19 protein-coding genes and 1 tRNA gene are annotated in these 15,975 nt (G+C 66.9%); 17 read left to right on the top strand and 3 right to left on the bottom strand.

Annotated features, from left to right (window positions below):
* Nucleotides 1-11 precede the first annotated feature (11 nt).
* Nucleotides 12-395, bottom strand: coding sequence for a MerR family transcriptional regulator (locus tag AWJ14_RS03825; RefSeq protein ID WP_066175151.1), 384 nt, complete (start codon nt 393-395; stop codon nt 12-14).
* Nucleotides 396-481: 86 nt separating this feature from the next.
* On the opposite strand from AWJ14_RS03825, the gene AWJ14_RS03820 reads away from it, so the two are divergent.
* Nucleotides 482-1,270, top strand: a complete 789-nt coding sequence (locus AWJ14_RS03820) for an alpha/beta fold hydrolase (RefSeq protein WP_066175149.1) — start codon at nt 482-484, stop codon at nt 1,268-1,270.
* A gap of 264 nt (nt 1,271-1,534) precedes the next feature.
* Here AWJ14_RS03820 and AWJ14_RS03815 read toward each other — a convergent pair whose 3' ends face one another.
* Nucleotides 1,535-1,996: an RrF2 family transcriptional regulator gene (locus AWJ14_RS03815; protein ID WP_066175147.1), complete on the bottom strand. Its 462-nt coding sequence runs from the start codon at nt 1,994-1,996 to the stop codon at nt 1,535-1,537.
* Between the two features lie 72 nt (nt 1,997-2,068).
* Here AWJ14_RS03815 and AWJ14_RS03810 point away from each other — a divergent pair, with 72 nt between their 5' ends.
* From AWJ14_RS03810 to AWJ14_RS22335, 4 genes are all read left to right on the top strand, one after another.
* Nucleotides 2,069-2,299: a hypothetical protein gene (locus AWJ14_RS03810; protein ID WP_066175143.1), complete on the top strand. Its 231-nt coding sequence runs from the start codon at nt 2,069-2,071 to the stop codon at nt 2,297-2,299.
* A 95-nt stretch (nt 2,300-2,394) separates the two neighbouring features.
* Nucleotides 2,395-2,967 carry a GNAT family N-acetyltransferase gene (locus AWJ14_RS03805; protein ID WP_210183493.1) on the top strand — a complete coding sequence of 191 codons (573 nt, stop codon included), beginning with the start codon at nt 2,395-2,397 and terminating at the stop codon, nt 2,965-2,967.
* A gap of 162 nt (nt 2,968-3,129) precedes the next feature.
* Nucleotides 3,130-4,116 carry a DUF2332 domain-containing protein gene (locus tag AWJ14_RS03800; RefSeq protein ID WP_066175139.1) on the top strand — a complete coding sequence of 329 codons (987 nt, stop codon included), beginning with the start codon at nt 3,130-3,132 and terminating at the stop codon, nt 4,114-4,116.
* 146 nt (nt 4,117-4,262) lie between these two features.
* Nucleotides 4,263-4,451, top strand: coding sequence for a hypothetical protein (locus tag AWJ14_RS22335; protein ID WP_066175137.1), 189 nt, complete (start codon nt 4,263-4,265; stop codon nt 4,449-4,451).
* Nucleotides 4,452-4,755: 304 nt separating this feature from the next.
* On the opposite strand, the gene AWJ14_RS03790 is transcribed toward AWJ14_RS22335, so the two are convergent.
* Nucleotides 4,756-4,845 (bottom strand) — tRNA-Ser (locus AWJ14_RS03790).
* Nucleotides 4,846-5,197: 352 nt separating this feature from the next.
* On the opposite strand from AWJ14_RS03790, the gene AWJ14_RS03785 reads away from it, so the two are divergent.
* The 12 genes from AWJ14_RS03785 to AWJ14_RS03730 all read left to right on the top strand — a co-directional run.
* Complete coding sequence (locus AWJ14_RS03785) at nt 5,198-5,827, top strand: 50S ribosomal protein L21 (protein ID WP_066175134.1); 630 nt, start codon at nt 5,198-5,200, stop codon at nt 5,825-5,827.
* 79 nt (nt 5,828-5,906) lie between these two features.
* On the top strand, nt 5,907-6,176 hold the full coding sequence (rpmA, locus tag AWJ14_RS03780) for a 50S ribosomal protein L27 (RefSeq protein WP_066175132.1): 270 nt from the start codon (nt 5,907-5,909) through the stop codon (nt 6,174-6,176).
* Between the two features lie 131 nt (nt 6,177-6,307).
* Nucleotides 6,308-6,958, top strand: a complete 651-nt coding sequence (locus AWJ14_RS03775; protein WP_066175130.1) for a GNAT family N-acetyltransferase — start codon at nt 6,308-6,310, stop codon at nt 6,956-6,958.
* A 92-nt stretch (nt 6,959-7,050) separates the two neighbouring features.
* Nucleotides 7,051-7,593 (top strand): DUF3833 family protein, encoded by a 543-nt coding sequence (locus AWJ14_RS03770; RefSeq protein WP_066175128.1) that lies wholly within the window; start codon nt 7,051-7,053, stop codon nt 7,591-7,593.
* Between the two features lie 179 nt (nt 7,594-7,772).
* A complete protein-coding gene (obgE, locus tag AWJ14_RS03765) occupies nt 7,773-8,825 on the top strand; it encodes a GTPase ObgE (protein WP_066175223.1) in 1,053 nt (350 codons plus the stop codon).
* A 2-nt stretch (nt 8,826-8,827) separates the two neighbouring features.
* Nucleotides 8,828-9,970, top strand: coding sequence for a glutamate 5-kinase (gene proB, locus AWJ14_RS03760; RefSeq protein WP_066175126.1), 1,143 nt, complete (start codon nt 8,828-8,830; stop codon nt 9,968-9,970).
* 83 nt (nt 9,971-10,053) lie between these two features.
* A complete protein-coding gene (locus AWJ14_RS03755) occupies nt 10,054-11,337 on the top strand; it encodes a glutamate-5-semialdehyde dehydrogenase (RefSeq protein ID WP_066175124.1) in 1,284 nt (427 codons plus the stop codon).
* A 35-nt stretch (nt 11,338-11,372) separates the two neighbouring features.
* On the top strand, nt 11,373-11,978 hold the full coding sequence (locus AWJ14_RS03750; RefSeq protein ID WP_066175221.1) for a nicotinate-nucleotide adenylyltransferase: 606 nt from the start codon (nt 11,373-11,375) through the stop codon (nt 11,976-11,978).
* Nucleotides 11,979-12,027: 49 nt separating this feature from the next.
* Entirely contained in the window at nt 12,028-12,492 is a 465-nt protein-coding gene (gene rsfS, locus AWJ14_RS03745) for a ribosome silencing factor (RefSeq protein WP_425349607.1), read from the top strand.
* A gap of 235 nt (nt 12,493-12,727) precedes the next feature.
* The gene (gene rlmH / locus AWJ14_RS03740) at nt 12,728-13,210 is read left to right on the top strand and encodes a 23S rRNA (pseudouridine(1915)-N(3))-methyltransferase RlmH (RefSeq protein ID WP_066175122.1); all 483 of its coding nucleotides are present in this window, start codon (nt 12,728-12,730) and stop codon (nt 13,208-13,210) included.
* Between the two features lie 221 nt (nt 13,211-13,431).
* Nucleotides 13,432-14,769 carry a murein hydrolase activator EnvC family protein gene (locus AWJ14_RS03735; RefSeq protein WP_139112517.1) on the top strand — a complete coding sequence of 446 codons (1,338 nt, stop codon included), beginning with the start codon at nt 13,432-13,434 and terminating at the stop codon, nt 14,767-14,769.
* A partial coding sequence (locus AWJ14_RS03730) for a S41 family peptidase (protein WP_245304118.1) occupies nt 14,759-15,975 on the top strand: 1,217 nt, incomplete at its 3' end. The genes AWJ14_RS03735 and AWJ14_RS03730, both read left to right, overlap by 11 nt.

Here is a 15,975-nt window from a genome sequence, read left to right as displayed (position 1 = left end):
GGTCAGCCGCATCAGGACACGGCGCTTGCCGGTTCGCGCCCCTCTTCGCGCGGCAGCCCGTCGAGATAGGCGGCGATCTGCGCGCGCGATCGCTGAATATCCGAGAGCTTTCGGTCGAGCTTGTCGACCTCGGCCTTCAGCCGCGCGCGCAGGCGGTCACAGGGATGAAAGCTCGGCTCCGGACTGATGACGCAGGGCAGGAGATCATGCATCGCCTCGACGGTCAGCCCGGCATCGGCGAGCTGGCGGATGCGGCGTGCCGTCTCCAGGTCCTCCGCGGAATAGTCGCGATAGCCGCTCGCGGTCCGGTGCGGCCGGAGCAGCCCCTCCGCCTCATAGAACCGCAGCATCCGCACGCTGATGCCGCTCCGCTGCGAAATTTCGCCGATCTGCATGATGCCCTCGTTTCTTTTTCGCTTGACCCTGACAGCGCTGTCAGCGTGCAGGAAGTTTGCCGACACATCAAGTCGGAGTGAACCCAATGTCGAAAATCGAATATCTGCAGAATGATGGCGCGCGTATCGGCTACCGGGACGATGGCGAGGGGCGACCGCTCGTGCTCGTGCATGGGACAGGGGGAGATGGCGAAGCGAATTTCGCGGGCCTGATGCCCCATCTGCCGGGCAGGCGCCTGCTGCGGCCCGACTATGCCGGGTCCGGGCTGACCGATGACCCGACCGAAGTGCTCACGCTTGACCGTCTTGTCGGACAGGTGCTCGCCGCGGCGGACCATGCCGGGCTCGACCGCTTCGATCTCGCGGGCTTCTCGCTGGGCTCCGCCGTCGCGGCGCGGCTTGCGGCACGCCATCCCGACAGGGTCGGCAAGCTGGTGCTGATCGGCGGCTTCGCGCATTCCGCAGACCCGCGGTCGCAACTGCAGTTTCGTCTCTGGGCCGATCTGGCCAGGCGAGATCCTGCGGCACTTGCGCGGCTGATGCTGCTGACCGGCTTCAGCCACGCCTTCCTGGCCGGGATCGGGGATGGCGAGGCTGTCGCCGAAGACATGGTCAGGGGAAGCGACTGGCAGGGCATCGCCCGGCAGGCAGAGCTGGATCTGACGCTCGACATCACCCGGGATCTCGCCGCGATCCGCGCGCCGACCCTGGTTCTCGGCAACCGGTACGACCAGATGGTCGATCCGGCGGCCTCGACCGCCCTTGCCAAGGGCATCGCGGGCTCGACTCTCGCCTGGATCGAGGGACCGCATCTGGCGATCATGGAAACGCCGGATGCTGTGGCGCAGCTGATGCGACCGCATCTGACTGCTTGACCCGGCGCCGCCGCCCGGCCGTCACCGGAACACCCTGCGACTCTGGCTGCCCCGGCCCTGCACCCGGCCTGCGCAATCGCGCCGCAGCGACGGTGCGACACCTCATCGAAAACCGGGGGCAAGACCGCCTGCCCCTGGTGCCGCTCTTGCGGAGCAGCGGCGCTCCACCGGAGCAGCTGCGCCCCGGGGCCCCGCACCCAAACCGCTCCAATAGGTTGGAGAGCGGAGCGGCCCTGCGCGAAGTCCCTGCCGCGCAAGCAGACGTCACCCCCACTCGGCAGCGTCCGGCCCACTCCCGGCCTGCCCCGGTGTGCCCTGCTCGACATTCGAAGCCAGATCCGCGACGGAAATGCGTCTCAGATGCGCTTGAAAATGGTGCTGCGCCTTCAGGAGGGCGTTTGCCGTCGCGTCATTTGCCGCCCGGGCGAGCAGGCATGTCGACTGGCCGTCATCGGTGCCGATGGCAAAAAGCGTCGGGGCATCCAGCGCCTGGTAGATATCGAGCAAGGAAATCTCCGCCAGCGGCCGTGCCAGCGACCATCCCCCGCCATGCCCCTTGACCGAGACGACGATGCCCGCCTCGCGCAGGCCTCCCATGGTGCGGCGAACCACCGAGGCATTCGTTCCCAGCATCTGGGCAATCAGCTCGGAGGTCGCCGGCTTCTGCATCTGCTCGAGATGCAGAAGCGCGTGAAGCACCCGCGGCAAGCGGCTGTCCTGGCGCATTGCGGCCCCTTTCGTAACAAATGAAAGCGCATGATATTGACATGCGCGCACTTATGGCTCATTTGACGATACATGACTTCGCCCTGCCATACAAACACGAACCCCGCCGGCGTCACGGCAGACGACACCGCGAGCGCCTTCTGGGATCGCGTCTATACCGGCCGGACCACGCCTTCGGACGGACGCCCGTCCTTGGTGCTGATGCGGTTCGGGATCAATGCCAGGCTGCTCGAGCCCGAAATCCTGTCGCAGCTTCCCATACGCCACAAGGACGGAGCACGATCGGGCAAGCTCACCGATTAGGCCCGAGAGCCGTTTTCGGGCTTTGCCCGCCGCAGCCGGGCACGCGCGAAGACGGCCGGCCCGGCAATCCGGAAACGACTTGGCGTCGCGAAATCGTGCCGACAGCCGATGGCCACAAGTGCGATGGTTTCCTGCCTGCCCGCTTTCGGCTAGACCGGACAGGAAAGGCGGATATCCCTCAAAATTTGCAGTCCGCTCCACCCGCAATCCGGTTGCCCATGACAGTTTCGATCCGCACTGCCACCGAAGCCGACATTCCCGCCATTTTTGACGTTAGGACGAGTGTCCGGGAAAATCACCTGTCGATCAGGCAACTGACCGAAATGGGCATCACCTCCGGAACGCTTCGGGAAGCCCTGCATGCGCATGCCTGCATTTGGGTCGCCGAACAGGAGGGCCGCATTGTTGGCTTCTCGATGGTGGATGTCGAGGATGCGTGCCTGTTTGCGGCCTTCGTTCGCCCCGAGCAGGCAGGGCTGGGCATCGGCCGCCGGCTTGTGCAACGGGCCGAAGCGTTGCTCTTCGCGCATCATCCGTCGATCTGGCTTGAAACCGACGGCTCCTCCCGCGCCACCGGCTTCTATGAACGGCTGGGATGGGTGCGCACCCGGGAGCTGGAGGGCGGCGATGCACGGTTCGAGAAGCATCGGCCTTGCCCCGGCGACTGACGCGCGCGACGGCTTCAAAGGCCAATCCGGCGTGCCCAACAGCCGCGCCGGGGCCAAGCACCGGCCTGCTTGCCGGGGCAGGAAGCTTGACTGTCCGCGCTTCACGCCCGAGTGCTACAAGGCTGCCGGTCGTTGGCGGCCTGCAGCGCGGAGGAGTTCAACATGACGACCAGTGTGGATCGGGATGCCTTGTCCGCCCGCTACCATCGGTTTGCAGTCCGTGAGGCGAGCGGGCGGTCTCCGCTCTACGAGCAGCTCACCCTGGGCGTCTCGCAGGACGCAGAAGTGCTCGGCCTGATCGCGTCCCTGCCCCAGCCGAAGCAGCAGCCCAACCTGCTTCTCGCCGCCTACCGGCACCTCTTCGGCGTCCCGGCGAGCTACAGCGAGTTCAGGCAGGCTCTGGTGGATCGCTTCGATGCGGTTCGCGCCATCATGCTCGACCGCTCGACGCAGACGAACGAGCCGGGACGGTGCGCCGTGCTCCTGCCGGTCTTGAGCGGTCTGCCCCAGCCCCTGGCGCTCCTGGAGGTCGGGGCATCCGCCGGCCTTTGCCTCTTCCCGGATCGATACGGATACGACTACCCCTCACGCAGCCTCCGCCCCCCGGCGCAGGACCAGCCGCACCCCGTCTTCCCGTGCCGGGCTGGCGCAGATGTCGAGCTCCCCGACAGGCTTCCGCAGATCGTGTGGCGGGCCGGGCTCGACCTCAATCCGCTCGACGCCGGCGACCCGGACGAGGCCGCATGGCTCGAGACGCTGGTCTGGCCCGAACAGCAGGGGCGCCGCGACCGGCTTCGTTTGGCCCTCGATACCGTGGCAGAGGAGCGTCCGAGGATCGTTGAGGGCGATCTGCTCGGACCGAAGTTCGAAGCCCTCTGCCGCCAGGCTCCGCAAGACGCCACGCTTGTCGTCTTCCATACCGCCGTTCTTGCCTATGTCCCAAGCCACGACGACCGCATGCGGTTTGCCACCCTCGTCTCGTCACTGGCAGATGTCTGGATCTGCAACGAGGCACCGGGCGTCATGCCGCATTTCGGCGTCTCCCCCGCAGAGGCTCCCGCGCAGGGCGCCTTCCTGCTGTCGGTCAACGCTCAAGCTGCGGCATGGACCGACCCGCACGGCGCCTGGATCGAACCGGTCGGGCATTGAACCTCCGCTCCCCAAGAGCCTGCCCGGCCTCACGAACGCCCGAATCGGGGCCGATTTCTCGGCGCGCCGGTTTTCAGAATTGCCGGGCGAGCGCGCGGGATCGGCCGCTCGGCATCGTGCCGCGGCAGTGGGCTTTGGGAGGGGACATGCAGCGATATTCGAGGTTTTTCCTGGTGGCCCTGTTTTCCCTGTTTGCCTTGCCGTTTGCCGGAGATGCGCAGGCGCAGCCATGGCAAGGCGTCGATCCTGCATCGGCCGGCTGGTCTGTCGAAAAGCTCAAGACGGTGCAGGTGCAGCCCTTGCCTCCGGTTTTGGCGGGCAAGCGGTTGCCATAAGTCCGTCAAAACGGCTGGTGGTCGTTGAGATCGTGGACCCGGCGCAGAACCCGAAGGGCGTCCGGACCAGCCATTTTGTAAAGCTGCTGCAGCACATCACCAACGCTGCGTCCTGATCCCTGTCGCCGGCGACAGGCCCGCCCTGGTTTGCCCCTTTGCGCGACATGGACATCCGAAATGGGCGCGACTGCCGCCATCCTGGAACCTCGGCCCATGGCGTATGGTTTCGGCGATCAGTTGCGCCGCCCGCCGCGTTCGCGGTGCTCGGTGGCAATATCGCGCTATAAATCTCAAACGATGGGAATGGCGGAGAGGGTGGGATTCGAACCCACGGTGGAGTCACCCCCACGCCGCATTTCGAGTGCGGTACTTTCGACCACTCAGCCACCTCTCCGCGTCTTTGGTCGGCGCAATATCTGTGCGCGGGCGCTTCCATACCCAACGTGAGCGGCTTAGACAAGGGGTAAGTTTGCCCCACCCGTCACAAACCGCGCCAAACCGGGGGCTCACGGGCAAATTGGCTTGACTCTTCGCAGCGCCTCACGTATCCCGCGAGCCGAATACGGCGTGGGCTTCCTGCGCCGTTCGCCTTTTGGTGGGGCCAGCCTGACGGGAAACAACCCGCGACTGTCCCGGCAGAAGGGTCACCCGGCCAATCCGGCTTCGGATCGGCCGATCAGTTTCCGACTGGCAAAAAGACGGCCCGCCGCAAAGGCGAGAGCCGGACGAACACGAAAGGACAAAAGATGTTCGCAGTCATCAAAACCGGCGGCAAGCAGTACCGCGTCGCCGCCAATGACGTTCTGACGATCGAGAAGCTCGAAGGCGCCGCCGGCGACACCGTCGAATTCGGCGAAGTCCTGATGGTCGGCGAAGGCGCCGGCGCAACCATCGGCGCACCCTTCGTCGAAGGCGCCATGGTCGTCGCCGAAGTCGTCGAGCAGGGCCGCGCCCGCAAGGTCATCGCCTTCAAGAAGCGCCGCCGGCAGAACTCCAAGCGCATTCGCGGCCATCGCCAGCACCAGACCATCGTCAAGATCACCGACATCCTGACCGGCGGCGCCAAGCCCGCCAAGAAGGCTGCCGCGAAGAAGGACGACGCGCCGAAGGCAGAGGCCAAGAAGGCGGACGCCCCCAAGGCCGAGGCAGCAGCCGCACCGCTGTTTTCCGCGCCGGAAGGCAAGGGCGACAACCTGACCAAGATCAAGGGCATCGGCCCGGTCGCGGCCGGCCAGCTCAACGAGCAGGGCATCACCACCTTTGCCCAGGTCGCAGCGCTCACCGACGCCGACATCGCCCGCATCGACGAAGCCATGCCGTTCAGCGCAGACCAGATTTCGGACTGGCGCGAACAGGCCAAGGCTCTCGCCAAGTAATCAACCGCCCGTTCGGGCCCTGGCGGCCACGGCCGCAGAAGAGACAAATCGCCCATAGGGGCGGAACAGGAGCAGACCCATGGCACACAAAAAAGCTGGCGGTTCGTCGCGCAACGGTCGCGATTCGGAATCCAAGCGCCTCGGCGTAAAGAAGTTCGGCGGCGAATCGGTCGTGGCCGGCAACATCATCCTGCGTCAGCGCGGCACCAAGTGGCATCCCGGCACCGGCGTCGGCCTCGGCCGCGACCACACCATCTTTGCCGTGCAGCCCGGCAACGTTGACTTCCGCAAGAAAGCCAACGGCCGAACCTATGTGTCGGTTGTCGCGAAAGCGGAAGCCGCAGAATAAGCCGGATCCTTCAAGCAAGCCGGCGTCTCATCGACCCGGCCTGAACAGGCATCCTCCGGAAAAATCCGGATCTAGGCAGGGGAGATGGGACGCCATCTCCCCTTTCCTTTGTCCAAAACCGGAGAATGACCATGAGACACGAACCTGAGAGAGACCTGGCCGGCGAGCCTTGTCTCGACACGCTGAGCCTCGACCGGCCGCCCAGCTACGACTGCCCGGTCCTGGTGACCGAGAACCTTGTCCTGCGCGCGCCCCACGCCGAGGACATCGACGCCATTGCCATTCTCGCCGACAACCCGGCCATCGCCACCATGGTATCGCGCATTCCGCATCCCTATGGCCGAACCGACGCGGAAACCTTCGTGCGTACCTCCGCCCACCGCGGGAATGGCAATTGCGTCTATGCGATCACCGATTCCGAGAGCGGCAAACTTTATGGCTGCTGCTCGCTCGAAACCGGCAAGGACGGCGTTTCACCCGAGATCGGTTACTGGATCGGCGAGCCGTTCTGGCGCCGCGGCATAGCCACCGAAGCCGTGCATGCGCTGGTCGACATGGCCTTCCGCACCCGCGAGATCGACCATATCGACGCCCGCTGCCGGGTGATCAACCCCGCCTCGCGCCGGGTGCTGCAGAAAAGCGGCTTCCAGTTCCAGGGGTCCGGCATGATCCACATCCAGTCGATCAATGCCAGCGCCGCGGTCGAGTGGTTCCGGCTCGACCGCAAGACCTGGGTGTCGCTGATCGGCTGGTCGAGCGAAAACCGGGCACGGGCCTCCTAGGCATCTCGGGCGGCGGGTCGACACAGGCCCGCCGCCTGATCCATCCCGGCCGGTTCCGCGTAGACGCGGTCATGACCCGAAAGGATACGCCCATGATCCGTCTGCGCCGCCTTCTGCCCGTTCTCGCCGCCCTGCCACTGACCCTGCTCCTGGCCGCGGGCCCGCTCCAGGCCAGGGACCTGAGGCTCGAGGACTTTTTCGCGGGCAAGACCTATGCCTTCGGCAGCTTCGGGTCGATCACCGGGGTCAGCCGCTCCTTCCGCGTGGACCTGACGGGCACGGTCCGCGGCAAGGTCCTCACCCTGCGCGAGGACTTCCGCTACGACGACGGCGAACGCGACACCAAGACCTGGGTCTTCACCCGCACCGGACCGAACACCTATACGGGCACCCGCGAGGATGTGCTGGGCGAAACCACCGTGCATCTTTCGGGCAACACGGCGCGCTTCTCCTATCGCGTCGATCTCGACCCCTCCGAGAAGCGCAACGTGGTCCGCTTCTTCGACAAGCTGGTGCTCCTGGAGGATGACACCCTGCGCAACACCGCGCTGGTGACCAAGTTCGCGCTGCCTGTCGCCCGCGTCCGGGTCAATTTCGCCCGCACGCTCTCCGAGGCGCGCGCCATCCGCCCCTGATCCGGCCGCAAAAGGCGCGAACTCAGCGGCTCCGGGGGCTCCGGGGCCTCCCCGCCATCGGCCGGCTGCACGATAGGCTTTGACCTCAAAGCCGGAGGCGTTTATCGATGCGCGCAAAGCCGGTGGCCCGATGCCAGCCCGGCCGCACCCGCGTTTACAATTCCGATCGGTCAATCCAGATGAAGTTCCTCGACGAAACCAAGGTCTATATCCGCTCCGGCGATGGCGGGGCCGGCAGCGTCTCGTTCCGGCGCGAGAAATACATCGAGTTCGGCGGCCCGGACGGCGGTGACGGCGGCCGCGGCGGCGATGTCTGGATCGAGGCCGTTGACGGGCTGAACACGCTGATCGACTACCGCTTCCAGCAGCATTTCAAGGCCAAGACCGGCGGCCACGGCATGGGCCGCAACCGCACCGGCGCCGGCGGCGACAGCGTGACCCTCAAGGTGCCGGCCGGAACCCAGGTGTTCGAGGAAGACAACGAGACCCTGATCTGCGACCTGACCGAGGTGGGGCAGCGCTACCGGCTGGCCGCCGGCGGCAATGGCGGCTTCGGCAACGCCCATTTCAAGTCGTCGACCAACCAGGCGCCGCGCCATGCCAATCCCGGCCTCGAAGGCCAGGAAAAGACCGTCTGGCTCAGGCTCAAGCTGATCGCCGACGCCGGGCTGGTGGGCCTGCCCAATGCCGGCAAGTCCACCTTCCTCGCCGCCGTCACCCGGGCCCGGCCGAAGATCGCCAACTACCCCTTCACCACGCTGCATCCGAACCTCGGCGTCGCCACCATCGACGGCCGCGAATTCGTGCTCGCCGACATTCCCGGCCTGATCGAGGGCGCGCATGAGGGTGTCGGCATCGGCGATAGGTTCCTGGGCCATGTCGAGCGCACGCGGGTACTGCTGCACCTGGTCTCGGCGCTCGAGGAAGACGTCGCCAAGGCCTACAAGACCGTCCGCCACGAGCTCGAAGCCTATGGCCACGGCATCGCCGAGAAGGCCGAGATCGTCGCGCTCAGCCAGGTCGACGTGGTCGATGCCAAGGCCCGCGCCGCCAAGGTCCGGGCGCTGAAGAAGGCGGCGGGACAGGCACCTTTCGAAATCTCGGCGGTCACCGGCGAAGGCATGACCGGCGCGCTGCGGGCGCTGCGCGACATCATCGCCGGCGCCAGGGATGCCGACGACGAGGCAGCCGCGCCCCCCAGCACCGACGGCGGCAGCGGCGCGAAGGACTGACCATGAACGGCTCCCGCAAACCGGTATCCGCCCACAGGCGGATCGTCATCAAGATCGGCTCGGCCTTGCTGGTGGACCGCGACACCGGGCTGAAATCGGCCTGGCTCGAATCCCTCTGCGCCGACATCGCCGCTCTCAAACGCGCGGGCGCGGAGGTGCTGGTGGTCTCCTCGGGCGCGATCGCCATGGGCCGCACGGTGCTCGGTCTGGCAAGCGGTCCGCTCAGGCTCGAAGCCAGCCAGGCCGCCGCCGCCGTGGGTCAGATCGCGCTCGCCCGCGCCTGGTCGGCCAATCTCTCCACCCACGACATCGTCGCAGGCCAGATCCTGCTCACGCTCGGCGACACCGAGGAGCGGCGGCGCTATCTCAACGCGCGCGCCACCATGGCCGAACTGATGCGCCACGGCGCGGTGCCGATCATCAACGAGAACGACACGGTTGCCACCAGCGAGATCCGCTACGGCGACAACGACCGGCTCGCCGCCCGGGTCGCCACCATGGTCAGCGCCGACCTGCTGGTGCTGATGTCGGACATCGACGGGCTCTACACCGCCCCGCCGCATCTCGACCCTGAGGCCCGCTTCCTCGAGACCATTGAGGCGATCACCCCCGAGATCGAGGCGATGGCGGGCGATGCCGGGTCGGAGCTGTCGCGCGGCGGCATGAAGACCAAGATCGATGCCGGCAAGATCGCCACCGGCGCCGGCTGCGCCATGATCATCGCGTCGGGCAAGACCGCGCATCCGCTTGCGGCGATCGACAATGGCGCCCGCTCAAGCTGGTTCCAGCCGTCCGGCACGCCCCAGACCGCGCGCAAGACCTGGATCGCGGGCCAGCTCGAACCCGCGGGCCGGCTCGGCATCGACACGGGCGCCGAAACCGCGCTGCGACACGGCAAGAGCCTGCTGCCGGCGGGCGTGCGCACCGTTCTCGGCGAGTTCCACCGCGGCGACCCGGTCGCGGTCTGCGATGCGGACGGACGCGAGATCGCCCGCGGACTGTGCGCCTATGACGCCGACGAGGCGCGGCGCATCGCCGGGCGCAAGTCGGGCGAGATCGAAGCCATTCTCGGCTATTCCGGCCGGGCGGCGATGATCCATCGCGACGACATGGTGATCACCTCCGGCCCCGCACCGCACGGCTGACAGCAAAGCGCGGACCGCCCGGCTTTACGGCACGGCATGGATTGCGTAAGAAAACCGCCTGACCGTCCGCCCGGAGAGCCGCCATGCTGGAAAAAACCACGTCCCGAACCGAGATCGCTTCGCTGATGGCCGATATCGGCCGTCGCGCGAAAGCGGCGGCGCGGCCACTGGCGACCGCGGGGACGGAGCGCAAGAACGCGGCGCTCGAGGCGATGGCGCAGGCGATCACGGCGCGCAGGGCCGAGATCCTCGAGGCCAATGCGCTCGACATGCAGGCCGGTCGCGACAGCGGCATGGCCGCCTCCCTGCTCGACCGGCTCAGTCTCGACGAGGGCCGCATCGCCGCCATGGTCGACGGCATCCGCGCGATCGCCGCCCTGCCCGATCCGGTGGGCGGCGTGATCGCCGCCTGGAACCGGCCCAACGGACTCAGGATCGAGCGCGTGCGCACGCCGCTCGGCGTCATCGGCGTGATCTATGAAAGCCGCCCGAACGTGACGGCCGACGCCGGCGCGCTGTGCCTCAAATCCGGCAATGCCGTGATCCTGCGCGGCGGATCGGATTCGTTCCATTCCTCGCGCGCGATCCATGCCTGCCTGGTCGAAGGGCTCGAAACCGCGGGCCTGCCCGCCGACGCGATCCAGATGATTCCGGTCAGCGACCGCGCCGCCGTGGGCGAATTGCTGACCGGTCTCGGTGGCACGGTCGATGTGATCGTCCCGCGCGGCGGCAAGAGCCTGGTCGCCCGCGTCCAGGCCGATGCCCGCGTGCCGGTGTTCGCCCATCTCGAGGGCCTCTGCCACGTCTATGTCGACAAGTCCGCCAACCCCGCCATGGCGCGCAGCATCGTGCTCAATGCCAAGATGCGCCGCACCGGCATCTGCGGATCGGCCGAAACCCTGCTGATCGACAGCGCGCTCGACCGCGACGTCGCCGCAGCGATCCTTTCCGACCTGTCCGCCGCCGGCTGCGAGATCCATGGCGACAGCGACGTCATGGCGCTGCTGCCCGCGGCCACGCCCGCCACCGACGAGGACTGGCGCACCGAATATCTCGACGCCATCATTTCCGCACGCTTCGTCGACGGCATCGACGGCGCCATCGCGCACATCGCCGAGTGGTCCTCCAACCACACCGAGGCGGTGATCGCCGAGGATCCCGAAGTGGTCGAGCGCTTCTTCTCGGAGATCGATTCGGCAATCCTGTTGCACAACGCCTCGACCCAGTTCGCCGATGGCGGCGAATTCGGCATGGGTGCGGAAATCGGCATCGCCACGGGCAAGATGCATGCCCGCGGGCCCGTCGGCGTCGAGCAACTGACCTCGTTCAAATATCGCGTGCACGGCACCGGCCAGATCCGGCCTTGAGCGGGGTGCGCGCGCTGAGGCCGTCCTTCCTGAAGATGCCGCATGTCGAGCGCGGCATGAGCGTCGGCCTGTTCGGCGGCTCCTTCAATCCGCCGCACCGGGGCCATGAGCTGGTGGCCGAGATCGCGCTGAGACGGCTCGGCCTCGACCAGTTGTGGTGGATGGTCACGCCCGGCAATCCGCTCAAGAGCCATTCCGAGCTCGCAAGCCTCGAGGACCGCGTGGCGATGAGCCGCGCGCTCGCGCCGGGACCGCGCGTCAAGGTCACTGCCTTCGAAGCGGCCCACGGGCTGCGCTACACCGCCGAGACGCTGGCCTTCGTCAAGGCCCGCAATCCCGGCATCCGCTTCGTCTGGATCATGGGCGCGGACAATCTCAGAAGCTTCCACCACTGGCAGGACTGGCGCACCATCGCCGAGACCTTCCCGATCGCCGTGATTGACCGGCCGGGATCGACGCTGGCCTATCTGTCGTCGAAAATGGCCAAGACCTACACCCATGCACGCGTCGACGAGGACGATGCGGCGACGCTCGCCTCGCTCAACGCGCCGGCCTGGACCTTCATCCACGGACCGCGCTCCTCGCTGTCCTCGACCGCGATCCGGGGCGAGCGCGCGGCGGCGGGCACGCCTGTATCTTGAAAAACACCCGGGTCCGTGACTATCTTAACGGTGCGCCGCGGTTTCTGCGTTGAAAATCCCGGCGATTGTTGGACTGTTCAGGCAGAGGAAGGGAACCACACTGGGAACAGCACACGCAAAGAGAATCGCTGCAAGCGCATTCTCACCGCCGGCGGGCAGTGGCGAACAGGCCGCTCTGCGCCAGCTTGAAACCGTCCGCGACAGCTTGGCGGACTCCAAGGCAGAAGACATCGTCATCATCGACATCGCGGGCAAATCGGCGCTGGGCGACCACATGGTCGTGGCTTCAGGCCGATCCAACCGTCATGTGGCGGCGGTCTGCGACCACCTGATCAGCGCACTCAAGGATGCCGGTTTCGGCACGCCGCGGGTCGAGGGACTGGCGGCCGGAGACTGGGTGTTGATCGATTCGGGCGATGTCATCGTGCATGTGTTCCGGCCGGAAATCCGGGAGTTCTACAACATCGAGAAGATGTGGCAGACGCCCGAGATCGAGGACCCGAAACTGCATTGACCGGCACGGCCTGCCTGGCCGGACCGCTTGCCCGATGCATGCCACGTCCGGATGTTCTCGTCCGGACGCAAAGCCCCTTGCACGGGTTGGAAGCCTGCCCCACCCCACTGCTGCGCGCCCGCGCCGGCTGCGCAGTCGGGGTGGTGATCGCGGCACAGGGCCTGATGCGCAGCCGCCGGGTCCTCCCGGGGCGACGGCTCGGCCGATTTAACCGCCCGCAACAGGAAAATTCACCATGCGAATCACGTTGTTTGCCGTCGGACGGCTCAAGGCCGGCCCCGAGAGCGAGCTTTCCGGACGATATCTCGACCGGCTCGCCAAGGCCGGCGGCGCGCTGGGCCTCGATTTCGCGCGCACCGTCGAGGTCGCCGAAAGCCGGGCGCCGACGGCCGATCTGCGCAAGAAGGACGAAGCGGCCCAGCTCGACCGCCTGCTTGCGGACGGCGCCGCGCTGATCCTGCTCGACGAGCGCGGCAAGACGCCCGATTCGCGAGGCTTCGCAGATCTGCTGGCGCGTCTGCGCGACGATGGGCGGCGCGACCTCGTGGTCGCCATCGGTGGCGCCGACGGGCTCGATCCCGAGCTTCACGCCAGGGCGGACGCGGTCATCTCCTTCGGCCGCATGACCTGGCCGCACCAGCTGGTGCGCATCATGGCCGCCGAACAGCTCTACCGCGCCGTCACCATCCTTGCCGGCCATCCCTATCACCGCGCCTGAAGCAGGCCGGGCCCGGATCCCGCCGCAAAGATGTGATCGCTCACCCCTGTTGGTTAATGGAGCTTTAACGCCGGAGCGGCTAGGATGACGCCATGTTGAGCCGCCGGTCCGAATCGGTCCGGTCCGGCCCCGCCCGGACCCTGAATGCCCGACCCGCCCGCCTGACCGGGGCTGGGCCGGAGGCGGTCGCGCGCGTCCCGGTTCGCGCCGCCGCATCGCTCGTGCTGGCGGCGCTGCTTTCGCTCACGCCGGCCCTCCCCGCTCGCGCCACGGCGGATGCCGATGCTGATTCCACCGCCGCTGCCAGCGAACTCGAACAGCAGGCCCAGGAAAACCGGCAGGAGCTGAAATCCGTCGCCGAACAGGCGGAGCTGGCGGCCAAGGCGCTGGCCACGCTTGAGGACGACGTCGCCGCATTGCGCGCCGACCAGGAAGAACTCGACCGCAAGATCGCCGAAGCGGGCGCGCGGCGGGCCGAGCTAGACGAGAAGATCGCCGCGGGCGAACGTGCCATGACCGGCCTGTCCGAGCGCCAGGAGGCGGTGCGGCTATCGCTGTTGTCGCGCCGCTCGGTGCTGGCGGAGGTGCTTGCCGCCCTGCAGCGAATCGGGCGCGATCCGCCGCCCGCACTGCTTGTGAGCCCCGAGGACGCGCTGTCCTCGGTGCGCAGCGCCATCCTTCTGGGGGCGGTGGTGCCGGAGATCCGTGCCGAAACCGAGGCGCTTGCCGCAGACCTCAAGGAACTCGCGGCCCTCCGCCAGGCCATCACCGAAGAGCGGCGCACGCTCGCCGCGGCGCTCGAGGAAAACGCGGCGGAAGAAGAACGGCTCGCCAACCTGGCCACCGAGAAGAGCGCGCTGCAGGCCGAAAGCCAGAAGCGGCTCGAGCGCGAGCGCGAGCGCGCCGAAGCCCTGTCGGTGCGCTCGGGCGAGCTCGAATCGGCGATCGCCGCCCTCGCCGACGAGATCGCCTCGCTGCGGGCCGCCGCCGAGGCCGCACGGCTTGCCGAGGAAGAACGCCAGCGCAAGCTCGCCGAGCAGATCGAGCGGGCCCGCGCCTTCGCTGCCGTGGCCGTGCCCGACAAAAACCGCATTATGCCGGCATATGTGTTTTCGAAACTGACCGGTACGCTGGTTCGCCCTGTCTCGGGCGAAACCGTGCGGTATTTCGGCGCAGACGACGGCACCGGGCATACGCTGGCGGGCGAAGTGGTGGCAACCACCGCGGACGCTATGGTCCGGGCCCCGGCCGACGGCTGGATCGCCTATGCGGGCCCGTTTCGCAGCTATGGCGAAGTCGTTATTCTTGACACGGGAGAAAAGCACCACGTGGTTCTTGCCGGAATGGAAAAGATCAAGGTATCTGCGGGTCAGTTCGTGCTGGCCGGCGAACCACTGGCAACGATGGGCGCGACGAGATTTGCAGGTTCATCGGCATTGACGCTGGCCTCCGAGCGTCCGACACTTTACATTGAGATCAGAAAAGACGGTCAACCGGTCGATCCGCGCAGATGGTGGAAAGACTCGATGTCTTCGAGAAAGGCAAGAAATGATACGTAAGGTCACACTTCTTGCGGTCGGCGCGCTGATGGGCGCGGCCTCCGTGAGTGCAATCAACGCCTATAGCGGCTCGGCCAATGCGGCAGGCACCGAGACCTATCGCCAGCTCGCCATTTTCGGAAACGTGTTCGAACGCGTGCGCGCGCAATATGTGACGCCGCCGCAGGAAGACAAGCTGATCGAAAGCGCCATCAACGGCATGCTGTCCTCGCTCGACCCGCATTCGAGCTACCTCAACCAGGAAGCCGCCGACGACATGCGCACCCAGACCCGGGGCGAATTCGGCGGCCTCGGCATCGAGGTGACGATGGAGGACGAGCTGGTCAAGGTGATCGCGCCGATCGACGACACGCCCGCCGCCAAGGCCGGCGTGCTGGCCGGTGACTTCATCTCCGAAATCGACGGGGAACCGGTGCGCGGCCTGTCGCTCGGCGATGCCGTCGACAAGATGCGCGGCCCGGTCAACACCTCGATCGAACTCACCGTGCTGCGCGAAGGCGCCGACCAGCCGATCAAGATCAAGGTCACCCGCGACATCATCACGGTCAAGGCGGTGCGCTACCGCGTCGAGGAGGATGTCGGCTATCTCCGGGTGATCTCGTTCACCGAAAAGACCTATGACGATCTTTCCGACGCCATCGAGAAGATCACCGCCGAGGTGGGCAAGGACAAGCTCAAGGGCTTCGTGCTCGATCTGAGGCTCAACCCGGGCGGCCTGCTCGATCAGGCGATCAGCGTCTCCGACGCCTTCCTCGACCGGGGTGAGATCGTCTCCACCCGCGGCCGCAACCCGGAAGAAACCCGGCGCTTCAATTCGCGCCCGGGCGATCTCACCGGCGGCAAGCCGGTGATCGTGATGATCAATGGCGGTTCGGCCTCGGCCTCCGAGATCGTCGCCGGCGCGCTGCAGGACCATCGCCGCGCGACCGTGCTCGGCACCACCTCGTTCGGCAAGGGCTCGGTGCAGACCATCATCCCGCTCGATTCCAAGACGGCGCTGAGGCTCACCACCGCGCTCTACTACACGCCCTCGGGCACCTCGATCCAGGGCACCGGCATCAAGCCCGACATCCGCGTCGAGGAGCCGGTTCCGGAAGAGCTGCGCGGACGCGTGAAGCCTGCCGGCGAAAGCGAGCTGCGCGGCCATATCCAGGGCGAGAACGAGAACGACGAGGGCTCGGGTTCGATCGCCTATGTGCCGCCGGA

Source organism: Parahoeflea olei (genome assembly GCF_001703635.1).
Lineage (GTDB): Bacteria > Pseudomonadota > Alphaproteobacteria > Rhizobiales > Rhizobiaceae > Hoeflea > Hoeflea olei.
The sequence above is the reverse complement of the archived record's forward strand: the minus strand, read 5'-3'. Positions and strand labels throughout refer to the sequence as shown.